Source organism: Streptomyces sp. NPDC050534 (assembly GCF_044457745.1).
GTDB lineage: Bacteria > Actinomycetota > Actinomycetes > Streptomycetales > Streptomycetaceae > Streptomyces.
Genome location: NZ_JBITHF010000007.1, coordinates 299,078 through 310,610, shown reverse-complemented (window position 1 = coordinate 310,610; position 11,533 = coordinate 299,078). Strand labels below are relative to the sequence as shown.

10 protein-coding genes are annotated in these 11,533 nt (G+C 71.3%); 3 read left to right on the top strand and 7 right to left on the bottom strand.

What is annotated here, in order from left to right:
* Positions 1-36: 36 nt before the first annotated feature.
* From ACIBN2_RS24240 to ACIBN2_RS24225, 4 genes are all read right to left on the bottom strand, one after another.
* Positions 37-432, bottom strand: a complete 396-nt coding sequence (locus tag ACIBN2_RS24240; RefSeq protein ID WP_399137129.1) for a GtrA family protein — start codon at positions 430-432, stop codon at positions 37-39.
* Positions 432-1,382, bottom strand: a complete 951-nt coding sequence (locus tag ACIBN2_RS24235) for a glycosyltransferase family 2 protein (protein ID WP_399137127.1) — start codon at positions 1,380-1,382, stop codon at positions 432-434. The genes ACIBN2_RS24240 and ACIBN2_RS24235 overlap by 1 nt, the downstream gene beginning before the upstream one ends.
* Before the next feature lie 24 nt (positions 1,383-1,406).
* Entirely contained in the window at positions 1,407-4,067 is a 2,661-nt protein-coding gene (locus tag ACIBN2_RS24230) for a YfhO family protein (protein ID WP_399137125.1), read from the bottom strand.
* A 224-nt stretch (positions 4,068-4,291) separates the two neighbouring features.
* Complete coding sequence (locus tag ACIBN2_RS24225) at positions 4,292-6,799, bottom strand: alpha-L-arabinofuranosidase C-terminal domain-containing protein (protein WP_399137123.1); 2,508 nt, start codon at positions 6,797-6,799, stop codon at positions 4,292-4,294.
* 137 nt (positions 6,800-6,936) lie between these two features.
* On the opposite strand from ACIBN2_RS24225, the gene ACIBN2_RS24220 reads away from it, so the two are divergent.
* Both ACIBN2_RS24220 and ACIBN2_RS24215 read left to right on the top strand, forming a co-directional pair.
* Positions 6,937-7,188, top strand: coding sequence for a hypothetical protein (locus tag ACIBN2_RS24220; protein WP_399137121.1), 252 nt, complete (start codon positions 6,937-6,939; stop codon positions 7,186-7,188).
* Between the two features lie 2 nt (positions 7,189-7,190).
* A complete protein-coding gene (locus tag ACIBN2_RS24215) occupies positions 7,191-7,679 on the top strand; it encodes a DUF6314 family protein (RefSeq protein WP_399137120.1) in 489 nt (162 codons plus the stop codon).
* 3 nt (positions 7,680-7,682) lie between these two features.
* Here ACIBN2_RS24215 and ACIBN2_RS24210 read toward each other — a convergent pair whose 3' ends face one another.
* From ACIBN2_RS24210 to ACIBN2_RS24200, 3 genes are all read right to left on the bottom strand, one after another.
* On the bottom strand, positions 7,683-8,276 hold the full coding sequence (locus ACIBN2_RS24210; RefSeq protein WP_399137118.1) for a histidine phosphatase family protein: 594 nt from the start codon (positions 8,274-8,276) through the stop codon (positions 7,683-7,685).
* Between the two features lie 120 nt (positions 8,277-8,396).
* Positions 8,397-8,831, bottom strand: a complete 435-nt coding sequence (locus tag ACIBN2_RS24205) for a GNAT family N-acetyltransferase (protein WP_399137116.1) — start codon at positions 8,829-8,831, stop codon at positions 8,397-8,399.
* Positions 8,832-9,095: 264 nt separating this feature from the next.
* On the bottom strand, positions 9,096-10,532 hold the full coding sequence (locus ACIBN2_RS24200; protein WP_399137114.1) for a PLP-dependent aminotransferase family protein: 1,437 nt from the start codon (positions 10,530-10,532) through the stop codon (positions 9,096-9,098).
* Here ACIBN2_RS24200 and ACIBN2_RS24195 point away from each other — a divergent pair.
* Complete coding sequence (locus tag ACIBN2_RS24195; RefSeq protein ID WP_399137113.1) at positions 10,531-11,469, top strand: DMT family transporter; 939 nt, start codon at positions 10,531-10,533, stop codon at positions 11,467-11,469. The genes ACIBN2_RS24200 and ACIBN2_RS24195 overlap by 2 nt on opposite strands.
* Positions 11,470-11,533 lie beyond the last annotated feature (64 nt).

Below are 11,533 nucleotides of genomic sequence, written 5' to 3'. Positions count from 1 at the left end.
CCTCTGGATGGCATGACTATACGTTTCGCTGCACGTTTATGCAATCTGCGCTTGGTCGGCCTTCGGGAGCATGATCCTTCGGGACACGACGAACGTCACCGGGATCGCCCCGAGGGAGGCGAGCAGGGGGGCCCAGCGGCTACTGAAGTGCAGCAGGTCGACCAGCACGTAGACACCCGCCGTCGTGATGAGGAAATTCGCCGCGTTGGTCAGGGGGAACAGCAGGAATTTCCGCAGCGTCGGGCGTGTGCGGTAGGTGAATCGCGCATTGAGGAAAAAGGAACCGGTCATGCTGATCGCGGTCGCGAGAATATGGGCGACGAGATAAGGCATTCGGGTGAGGAGCGGGAGGTAGGCGGCGTAATACGTGCCGGTGTTGAGGACACCGATCACGGCGAAGGTGAACAGCTGCCTGTTCGTCTGCCCGGCCATCAGGGAATGAGGTCCTTCGCCCGGTCCACGTTGGTCGCCTTCACCAGGAAGTGCGGGCGCCGTTTGACCTCGTAGTAGATGCGGCCGGTGTACTCCCCGATGACCCCGAGCATGATCATCTGTACTCCGGCGACACCGGTGACGGCGGTGATGATCGTGACGTAGCCGGGGGTCTGGACCCCGTTGACGAGCGCGGCGCCGACGATCCACGCGGTGTACAGGCCGGCGATCGTCAGCAGGACCATGCCCAGATGCAGGGCGGCGCGCAGCGGCCGGTTGTTGAAGGAGAGCAGCCCGTCGAGTCCGTAGTTGAGCAGGCCGCGGAAGCTCCAGGAGCTGCGGCCGGCCCCGCGGGCGGCGTTCTCGTACTCGAAGGTGGTGCTCGGGAAGCCGACCCAGGCGAACAGGCCCTTGGAGAAGCGGTTGTACTCGCTCAGGTCCACGATCGCGTCCACCACGCGGCGCGACAGCATCCTGAAGTCGCCTACACCGTCGACGAGTTCGACGTCGACGAGGCGGTTGACGAGCCGGTAGTAGAGGCGGGCGGTGAGGGTGCGGGTCATCCGGTCGCCGGTCCTGGTGCGCCTGGCGATGACCTGGTCGTAGCCGTCCTCCCTCAACTCCAGCATGCGCGCGATCAGTTCGGGCGGATGCTGCAGGTCCGAGTCCATGACGACCACGGAGTCCCCGGAGGCGTGGCGCAGTCCGGCGAGCAGGGCCGCCTCCTTGCCGAAGTTGCGGCTGAAGGAGACGTACCGCACGCGCGCGTCCCGGCCGGCGAGCCGCTCCAGAGCCGCGAGCGTGCGGTCGCGGCTGCCGTCGTCGACGTACACGAACTCCATGTCGTGGCCCAGCGGCAGCAGTTGGTCCGCGACCCGCTGGACCTGGTCGTGGAAGAGCTCGATGACGTCTTCCTCGTTGTAGCAGGGTGCGACGATCGATATGAGCATGGTTGTTCTCCCCCAAGGACGCGGTCAGAGAGCGCCGGTGACCGGTTCGCGCGGCCGGGTGGTCGTGGTGGGCGGCGGTGCGGCGCGGCGCCGTCGGCGGACGGCGGCGAGGCCGCTGAGCAGGGCCAGGGTCAGCAGCGAGGCGGCCCCGACGGCCGTGCCGAGCCGCAGCCCGGGCGGGTGGAAGGTGCAGGTGACAGTGGTGGCGGAGCCGTCGACGGGCACGGCGATCAGGCCGTGGTACTCCCCCGCCGGCCGGGCGTCGGCGTCGCCGGCCGCGCAGCGCCAGCCGGCGATCCGGGGCGCCGCGACGACGGCGACTCCCTTGCTGCCCTGGGGCAGTTGGGCGCTGACGGAGTCGCCGGAGACGGTCACCCGGGTGGCCCCGGTGGCCTTGAGACGGGCGACGGCGGTGTGCAGCCGGGCGGTGTCCAGGCAGCCGACCGCGCCGTCCGGGACGGTGCCGGTGCCGTTCGGGGTCAGATCGATGTGCACCCGCCCCGAGGCCGGGACCGTGCCCAGCCGCTGCATGGCGGCGATCTTGGTGACACGGACGTCCGACCGGAAACGCCCGGTGGGACCGCCGTCGGCGAGCTGCGCGGTGCCCCAGAAGTGCGGCGCCCACAGATAGACCTCGCTGCCGGCCGGGCAGGTGGCCGTGACGGTCGGCTGCCGCGTGGTTCCGGGGTCGGGCACACCGACGAGCAGCCCGGGGTGTCTGGGGTCGGGGCTCGGCGGCAGCCCCTTGCTGGTCCGCACGGTGATGCGGGGGACGGTGTAGACGCGGGCGCCCAGCAGGAGTTCCTGGTTGCGGTACGGCGACGGGCCCCAGCCGGCGGCGGGCGCTCCCGAGGGGCGCAGGGTGACCAGGGGCGGCACGTCCTGCCGGGTCACGGTGGGCCCGCTGCCGTCCTGGTCGAACCAGTTCTGGTGCGGGTCCGGCGGGGAGTGCACCCGTGCGCCGACGGAGAAGATCGCGTCGGTGGCGGCGTTGTCGAGGCTCTGCAGGCTGCGGCCGCGGGAGTTCCAGCCGCCGCCGAGGGCGGTGAGCGTACGGCTGAGGACGTCCGAGGTGAGGCTGCTGTAGTACTGGGCGCCCTGGCCGCCGACCGTCAACGGGTCGTTGCCGACGGTCTGTTCACGGCCCGGGTCGGTGCGGTACCGGGGCCAGCCGTCGGCCCGCGCGATCACCTTCGCCTGGGCCTCCTGCCGTGCGCCCCAGGGCGCGTAGTCGTCCATGTGCCCGAGCCGCAGCCGGGTGGCGACGGCGGAGGTGGCCATCGCCTCGCCGAACTGCCCGCCGAAGAGCAGGGCGAGGGCGAGGCCCGCCATCACGACGCGGCGTCCGCCGTCCGCCCGCAGGCGCCCGTCGGCGCCCCGGCCGCCGTCCGTGTACCGCAGGATCGCCAGGCCGCCGAGCGCGCCGGCGACCGCGAGCACGAACACCGCCCAGGTGACGGGGTGCACCAGGGCGCTCCGGCTCGCGACGGCGGTGATCAGCACCAGTAGCACGCTCGCCGCGCCCAGGGCCCGCGGGTCCGGCGGTCCGTAGGACAGCGCGTGCCAGGCGGCGATCACCAGCAGCGCGCACAGCACGAAAGCCTCGCGGTACGCGCTGCCCTGCGGGGTGGCGAAGGCGTGCCAGACCAGCTGGGTCGGACCCCACTGGAGCGACAGCGCGACCGCGACGGTCAGGAGCGTCCAGCCCGTGCGCACGCGGCGGGGCACCCTCCGGTGGAAGGGCAGGGCGAGGGCGAGGACGAGCGCGGCGGTCCCGGCGTAGACCGCCGGACTGCTGAAGCTGTACGTCGTGGGCAGCAGCCGGGCCAGCAGGTCCTCCGTCGGCACCGGCCGGAACCGCACGAGCCGGCCCGGGTAGGCGTGCTTGGTACCGAGGTACACGACGGTCAGCAGCGGGGCGGCGAGGCCCACGCCGAGCAGGACGGTGACGGCTGCGCGGCCCGCGGCCACCAGCCGCTGACGGCGGGTGGCACGGGCGAGCCACAGCCTGAGCAGCAGCACCAGACCGGCGGCGAGGGTGGCCATGTAGGCGGTGTAGAAGTTGGCGATCCAGACGAGGGCGACCACCAGTACGCCGAGCAGGGGACGCCGGCCCTGCCGCGTCCACTCCCCGGCCAGGCACAGCAGCGGCAGCGCGATCAGGCCGTCGAGCCACATCGGGTTGTACGAGCCGACCGCGACGCTCCAGCCGCACAGGGCGTACGAGGCGCCGAGCAGCCCGGCGCCCCACCAGCGCCCGCGGCGCAGGCTCAGCAGCAGCCAGGCCATCGCGGCGGCCGCGCAGGCCGTCTTCAGCACGGTGACCACGTACACCGCGAGGTCGATCCCGTCCCGCGGGAAGACGCCGACGAGCAGCGCGAACGGGCTGCTCAGATACGTGCCGAAGTCCGGCAGGAAGCTGGAGCCGTACCCGGACCGCCAGTTGACGAGGAAGCCCCCGTCGGCCCGTCCGTGCAGCAGGTCCCACAGGTGGGCGTGGAACGGCACGTACTGGTTGCCGAGGTCGTTGACGCTGCGCGTGTTCGGGCCGAACGGATAGCTGCGGGCGGCCGTGTCGGCGACGCAGAGCGCGGTGGCGGTGATGACGGCCGCGAGCAGTGCCGCGGCCTTCCTCGGTGCGAAATGGTCACCCGAAACGGCCGCGGACAGTGTCGAGCGTTCCATTGCCTGTTACTCCCCGCGGTTTATCGATTCGACCTTTCAGACGGTCCGTCTTTCGGATTGGTTGTGCCGACCATGAAAAGTGGTGGCGTCAATTCCGAATACGGGCGGGGATTTACAGAGGAATGAACGGCAGGGAAACGGGACTTTCCCAGTGCATTGTTTGAGCGTGAATTTCAGCGCATGTGGTGGGCTGCCGCCGGTCGGGCGGCAGCCCACACCGGGCCCTACTTCTGCCTGATCCGCAGGAAGGTGACCGAGTTCGCCGGGAAGGTGTACGTGAACGTGCCGGCGACCCCCGAGAAGGTGGACACCGCCGGTGCGACGGGCGTGCTCGTCTCGGTGTTCACGGCGTCCGGCGCGCCGGACAGCGTCGTCACCCGCGCCTTCGGCGCGACCTTCGCGCCGCCGAGGTCGACGGCCGTGCGGGCCGCCGAGGACTGGGCGTTGACCACCTTGACGATCAGGTCACCGGTCCGCGCGTCCCTGGTGACGACCTGGCGGAACGGCTCGGCCGGCTTGTCGTCGGTGAAGCTGCCCCACTCCTGGCCGTCGAGGTACAGCGTCACCTTGCGGCCCCGCACCTTGACGTCGATGTCGTACGCACGGCCCGTCTCGACCGACCCCGCCTTGGCGATCAGCGTCGACTTGCCGCCGTCCACGGCCTGTTCGACGGCGGACTGGGTGTTGCCCCAGCCGCCCAGGTTCCACCAGTAGTAGTTGCCGGTGTCCTTGACGCCGAAGGCGACGAGGAAGCCTTCCTTGCCGGACTTCTTGGTGGCCTTCACCCGCAGGTCGTAGTCGTGCCATGTGGCGTCACCGGCCGAGACCATGGTGTTCTCGGCGGCGGTGTCCGTCTGCACGTACTGCCCGTCCTGGACGCTCCAGCTGCCGCCGCCGGTGTGCGTCCACTTCGAGGCGTCACCGGAGAAGTCGTCGGCCAGCAGCGGGTTCCCGTCGGCGTCCGTCACCTTCACGTCGTCGTACGCGGCACTGGTGGCCCAGGTCGACAGGCCGACGGCGCCGGTGATGGGGGCGAGCAGTGACGGCGTGCCGGTGGCGGTCGAGGGCACGACCCGGTCGCCGACGTTGTTCATGAACAGCTTCTGGACCTCGTAGTCGGCCGAGCTCCAGGAGGCGTGGTTGTTGAACCAGACCATGTCCGGACGCCACTGCACGTAGTCCTCGTTGGCGAACAGCGGTGCGTACGAGGCGAGTTTCACGACGTCCGCGTTGCGCTCCAGGCCGGTCATGTACGCAGCCTCGGCGAGACCGTTCTTGAAGGCGTTGCCGCCGGAGGCGTACTCGCCCAGGAAGACCTTGGGTCCGCCTCGGTCGTAGGAGTCGTAGCGGTCGTTGTTCTGCAGGAACCACTGCGGGCTGTTGTAGTAGTGCTCGTCGACCATGTCGACCTTGGCGTCCTTGTTGAGCTGCCAGGCCGTGTCGAAGGTCGAACCGGAGTCGTCCGGGCCCGCGTTGGAGATCACCGTCATGTACGGGTACTTGGCGTCGATGGCGGCGCGGAACTGCTTGAAGCGGGTGAAGAACTCGTTCGGCAGGTTCTCCTCGTTGCCGACCTCGATGTGCGTGAGGTGGAAGGGCTTGGGGTGGCCCATCCGCGCGCGCACCTTGCCCCACTTGGACGTCACCGGCCCGTTGGCGAACTCGATGAGGTCGAGGGTGTCCTGGATGTGCCGCTTCAGCAGCGCGTCGTCGTCGACGGCCTTGTTCTGGCCGCAGCCGGTGACCAGGGCCGGGACCACCGGCAGCGGCATGGCGCCGACGTCCTCGGCGAAGCGGAAGTACTCGTAGTAGCCGAGTCCGTAACTCTGGTTGTAGCCCCAGAAGTTGGAGTTCGTCGCACGGGTCTCGACCGGGCCGACGGTGTCCTTCCACTGGTAGGAGCGCTTGCGCTGGTAGCCGGAGGCCGCGCTGTAGTCCTGCATGGAGCCGGTGTTGACCAGGCAGCCGCCGGGGAAGCGTACGAAGCCCGGGTGCAGGGCGGCGATCTTCTCGGCGAGGTCCTTGCGCAGGCCGTTCGGCTCGTGCTTGTAGGTGTCGCGCGGGAAGAGGGAGACCATGTCGAGCGCGGCGGCGGCCGAAGAGCCCACGGTGAGGCGGCCGTTCGAGCTGGTGCGGGTGGCGGTGAAGGTCGCCTTGTACCGCGCCCAGCCGCCCTTGCCCACGGCCACCCGGCGGGCGGTGGCCAGAGTGCCGTCGGCGTCCCCCAGGGAGACGGTGAGCGTGGTGCCGCTCGCGGCGCGGGCCCACACGGAGAAGTCGTACGCCTTGCCCTGCTCGACCCGGAAGCCGGTGTTGTATCCGATGTTCGTGACCGCCGAACCGGCGCCCAGGGAGAGGTAGTTGCGGTTACGGGCGTTCAGCCGGCCGTCGTCGTCCACGACCTGCGCCGTACCGTCGACCGTCCACGCGGTGAGGGGCGTGTACGAGGTGTTGTCCGCGGTGGAGTACTCGAAGGACCGGTTCTGCACGAGCTCGGCGTACAGGCCGCCGTCGGCGGCGCGGTTGATGTCCTCGAAGAAGACGCCGTACATCGTGTCGTCGATCTTCGCGCCCTTGGCGGTGGGGTCGACGTTGATCGCGTAGTCGGTGACATCGGTGGCATCTGCTGCGTCGGCTGCGTGGGCGGGGGCCGGAAGAAGGCCGGCGGCAAGGAGGCAGGCGCTTGCCCCGAGGCCGAGTCTCAGCCGGGCGCGACGGGTGGAATGTGACATGGTACTCCGCGGCTCTGGGAATGGATCATGACGATCGTTCGAGATATCAGACAGCGGTCAGCACTTCGAACGGAAACATAGGTAAGGGGCGTGAGCACGTCAATGGGGCGGGCGGTGCCGGGCGTAAGGTCGAGGCCATGCATGCGCTTGTGCCCTACCTCCTGCTGACCGCGTTCCTGGCCGTCGTCATGCTGGCGTTCACGGGGCTGGCGCGCCGGATCCGCCGTCGCGGGACGGCGGGCGGCGGTCTGAGCGGGGCGCTGGCCGCGTACGAGGAGGCTTTCCGCACCACCAGCCACGCGGCGCACCAGGAGATCCGGGCCCAGGCCGACCGCAAGGCTCCCAGCGACTCCCCCGACGGTCTGCGCCGTCGCCGCAGGAAGCGCTGACGATGGCCGAGTTGTGGCCCGTGCCGGACGTACTCGCCCATCTGGCCGGACGCTGGCGCGTCGACCGGACCGTGCGGGATCTGGCGAGTGGGGCCGAGGGGCACTTCGCGGGGACGACGGTCTTCAGCCCGCTCGAGGACGGCGGGCTGCTGCACGAGGAGTCCGGGACGTTCACCTGGCAGGGCGTCGCCCGCCCCGCCGAGCGCACTCTCCGCTTCCTGCCGGGGAGTTCACCGGGCTCGGCGGACGTCCGTTTCGCCGACGGCCGCCCTTTTCACGATCTGGACCTGACGTCCGGCCGGTATGTCGCGGACCATCCGTGTGCGGCGGACTTCTACCGCGGCGAGTTCACGGTCCGGGACGCGGATCACTGGCGGACGGTGTGGCGGGTGGGCGGACCGGCCAAGGATCTTGTGCTGGCCACCGAGTACGTGCGGGGAGTTCCAGAGACCGAGGACGCCCAACCTCCCGCATCCGTACGGGAGATGTGACCTCTAGGCGCGGGACGCCTGGGCTGAGCGTGCGTCGAAGCGGAGGTTCCAGCGGCCCGCGTGGCCGGTGACCGTGGTGGTGGACAGGGGGCGCACGTCGAGGTTCCAGTAGGTGGAGGGCGGGGCCTTGAGGGCGTAGACGAGGGCCGCGCGGACCACGGACGGCTCGGCCACGGCGACGATGCGGCCGCCGTCCTCGAAGGGGCGGGTGTCGAGCCAGTTGCCGACCCGGGTGATGAAGGTCAGCAGCGACTCGCCGCCGTGCGGGGTGGCCCTCGGGTCGGCGAGCCAGGCGTCGACGGCCTCGGGCTCGCGGGCCATCGCCTCGCCGAGCGTGAGACCGCGCCAGCGGCCCATGTCGCAGTCGCGCAGAGCGAGCTGCACCAGAGGTGCGTAGCCGAGGGCGTCGCCGGTCGCGCGGCTGCGCGGCGTCGGCGAGCAGTAGCGCAGGTCGGCCGCCGCGAGCGGGATCAGGTCATGGGCGGCGCGCTGCACCTCGTCCCAGCCGGCCTGGTCGAGCGGGCGGTCGTCCTGGAAGTGCTCGGCGAGCAGGGGGGAGCTGCGCGCGGCGGCGACGAACGTGACCCTGAGTTGCATGGGGCGATGGTGTGTCGCAGAAGTGCGCAGGTCAAGGGCGCGCGACCACGAGTCACCCACGGTGGCCGGAGGCTTACTTCGAGGTCAGGACCTGGCGGACAACCGGCGCAATCCGCCCGCTCAGAACACCAGCGCCATCCACTGGTCGGGCCTCGCCAGCTCCCGGAACCCGAGCTTCTCGTACACGCCGTGGGCGTCGTGCGTGGCGAGCAGGATGCGCCGCAGCTTGTACGGCTCCAGATGATCGCGTACGGCGCCCACCAGGGCCGTCCCGATGTTCTTGCCCCGCACGGAACGGTCGACGTAGACGTCGCACAGCCACGCGAAGGTCGCCTGGTCGGTGATGACCCGGGCGTACGCCACCTGATCCCCCGAAATCGTGTCGTACACCCCGAAGTTGAGCGATCCGGCGACCGCCCGCTCCTGCTTCTCCCGTGGCCGCCCCATCGCCCAGTACGCGTCGGTGGACAGCCACCGGTGCACCCGGTCGAGGTCGATCCGGTCGGCATCGGTCGAGATCTCGTACCCCTCAGGAAGGCTCACCGTGTCGCTCATGGCGGGAGGTTCGCAGGTCGGGAGGTGGAACGTCGAACGGTTTTCCCGCAGCCCCACCCCCATGGCCACCGCGCCGGGCCATCGCGCTGACCACCCCGCAGACCACGGCTCCGGCCAGCAGCCACCCCCACGGTGCCCCGCCCGGCCGCTGCGAGATCACCGCGTATGCGAAGAAGCCGAGTCCGCCGCCCGCCAGGAAGAACGCGAAGCCGCGAAGCCCGTACCACCACCTGGGGCGATCCGTCGCTGAAGTCACGCGCGGCATTATGCACGAACCTCCTCGAAGGCCGTCCGCAGCCGCCGCACCCCCTCAGTGATCTCCCCCGTCCCCGCGACCGCCGCGAAGCTCAACCGCGCGTGTGGGGCCGGGGGTTCGGCGCTGAAGTAGGGGCGGCCGGGGGTGATGGCGACGCCCGCGCGCAAGGCGGCGGAGGTGAGGGCGAGTTCGTCGGTGCCGTCGGGGAGGCGGAGCCAGAGGTGGTAGCCGCCCGAGGGGATGTGCGGGAGGGCCACTTCGGGCAGCCGCAGGCGCAGAGCCGCCGTCATCGTGTCGCGGCGGGTCTTCAACTCCGTTGCGATGGAACGGAGATGGCGGGGCCATGCCGGGGAGCCGACGAGTTCGACGGCCGCTTCCTGCAACGGCCGGGGGACGAAGAAGGTGTCGACGATCTGGATGGCGCGCAGCCGCTCCAGCACCGGCCCGCGGGCGGCGAGCGCGCTCACCCGGAAACTGGGCGAGGTCGCCTTGGTCAGGGAGCCGACGTGGACCACGACGCCGTCGGGGTCGTCGGCCACGAGCGGGCTCGGCAGCGGGCCCGCGTCCTCGTGCACGAGCCGCCGTACGAAGTCGTCCTCGACGACGAACGCACCGGCCTCGCGGGCGATGCGCAGCACCTCGGCGCGGCGGTCCGCGGCGAGGACCGCGCCCGTCGGGTTCTGGAACAGGGGCTGGCAGACGAAGACCCGCGCGCCGGTGGCGCGGAACGCGTCGGCGAGCAGGGACGGCCTGACGCCGTCCGGGTCCACGGGGACGGGCACGGGGCGCAGGCCCGCGGAGCGCGCGATCGCCAGCATGCCCGGATAGGTCGGGGATTCGACGAGTACCGGGGCGCCCGGAGGTGCCAGGGCGCGCAGGGCCGTGGTCAGGGCGGACTGACCGCCCGTGGTGATCAGCACCTCGGCCGCGGTGACCCCGCCGCCGATGCCGCGGGCGAACCACTCGCGCAGCTCCGGCAGGCCCTCCATCGGCGGCCGGCCCCAGGCTCCGGGGCGGCGTCCGGCCCGGGCCAGCGCGGCCGCCATGGCCCGCTCCGGCTGCAGGGACGGATGCAGATAGCCGCCGTTGAACTCGACGACCCCGGGCGCCGGCGCGGCGAGCGACACCACCACGCCGGACGCGTCGACCGTACGCGGGACGAGGTCGGCGGCCCCGTCCGCGCTCAGCGCGACCTCCTGCCAGGAGGTGTCACCGGCCGCTGCGGACTCGGCACGTGGCTCGGCACGGAAGGCGCCCGCGCCCGGCCGGGTCACCACCAGGCCCTCGGCGGCCAGTTGGGCCAGGGCCCGCGAAACGGTCACCGGGCTGACCCGGAACCGCTCGACAAGGGAACGACTCGACGGGAGCTTTCCACCAGGAGAGTAGCGGTCCAGCTCCCGTCGGAGCTGACCCGCCAGCTCACCCACGCTGCTACGCTGTTGCATGACAGCACAGAATAGCGCTACCGCTTCGGGGCGGATAGCGGTCGTCACTCCGCCGAAGACGCCCAAGACGCCGGAGACGTCGGCCGCCGGCGGCACGCTCCAGGCCGTCCTCGGCGTCACCGCCTTCTCCCTCACCTTCCCCGCCACCGCCTGGGGGCTCGAAGGCTTCGGGCCCTGGTCGCTGGTGGCCGTCCGCAGTGTGCTGGCCGCGCTCATCGCGGGCGCCTGTCTGCTCGTCACGAGGGTGCGGCTGCCGGACCGCGACCACTGGGCCGGACTCGCGGTCGTCGCCGCCGGGGTCGTGGCCGGCTTCCCGCTGCTGACCACCCTCGCGCTCCGGACGTCCACCACCGCGCACGCGGCCGTCGTGGTCGGCCTCCTGCCGCTCACGACCGCCCTGTTCTCCGCCCTGCGCACGGGCCACCGCCCCTCCCGCACCTTCTGGACGGCGGCCCTCGCGGGCGCGGCCGCGGTCGTCGCCTTCACGGTGCAGCAGAGCGGCGGCGCGCTGACCACCGCCGACCTCTATCTGTTCGCCGCGCTGCTGGTGTGCGCCGCCGGATACACCGAGGGCGGCCGGCTGGCCCGCGTCATGCCGGGCTGGCAGGTCATCGGCTGGGCGCTGGTGCTGTGCCTGCCGCTGAGCGTGCCGGCCGCGGCGCTCGCGTTGTCGTACGAGCCCGTGCGGCTGACCGCGCACAGCGTGACCGGGCTGCTCTGGGTCGCGGCGGGCTCGCAGTTCCTCGGCCTGGTCGTCTGGTACCGGGGCATGGCCGCGATCGGCATCCCCAAGGCCAGCCAGTTGCAGTTGGCGCAGCCGCTGCTCACACTGGTGTGGTCCGTGCTGCTGCTGGGTGAGCACCTGACGGCCGCCGCTCCGCTGACGGCCGCGGCGGTCCTCGTATGCATCGCCGTCACCCAGCGGGCGCGGGGCTGAGCGGCACGCACGCACCGGTCCCAACCCGGGCCCCGCGCCGTAGACTCGGCCACGGACCGCTGCT

Coding starts and splice junctions, on each gene's coding strand:
- ACIBN2_RS24240 (WP_399137129.1), bottom strand. CDS start 432: ATGGCCGGGCAGACGAACAGGCAGCTGTTCACCTTCGCCGTGATCGGT.
- ACIBN2_RS24235 (WP_399137127.1), bottom strand. CDS start 1,382: ATGCTCATATCGATCGTCGCACCCTGCTACAACGAGGAAGACGTCATC.
- ACIBN2_RS24230 (WP_399137125.1), bottom strand. CDS start 4,067: ATGGAACGCTCGACACTGTCCGCGGCCGTTTCGGGTGACCATTTCGCA.
- ACIBN2_RS24225 (WP_399137123.1), bottom strand. CDS start 6,799: ATGTCACATTCCACCCGTCGCGCCCGGCTGAGACTCGGCCTCGGGGCA.
- ACIBN2_RS24220 (WP_399137121.1), top strand. CDS start 6,937: ATGCATGCGCTTGTGCCCTACCTCCTGCTGACCGCGTTCCTGGCCGTC.
- ACIBN2_RS24215 (WP_399137120.1), top strand. CDS start 7,191: ATGGCCGAGTTGTGGCCCGTGCCGGACGTACTCGCCCATCTGGCCGGA.
- ACIBN2_RS24210 (WP_399137118.1), bottom strand. CDS start 8,276: ATGCAACTCAGGGTCACGTTCGTCGCCGCCGCGCGCAGCTCCCCCCTG.
- ACIBN2_RS24205 (WP_399137116.1), bottom strand. CDS start 8,831: ATGAGCGACACGGTGAGCCTTCCTGAGGGGTACGAGATCTCGACCGAT.
- ACIBN2_RS24195 (WP_399137113.1), top strand. CDS start 10,531: ATGACAGCACAGAATAGCGCTACCGCTTCGGGGCGGATAGCGGTCGTC.
- ACIBN2_RS24200 (WP_399137114.1), bottom strand. CDS start 10,532: ATGCAACAGCGTAGCAGCGTGGGTGAGCTGGCGGGTCAGCTCCGACGG.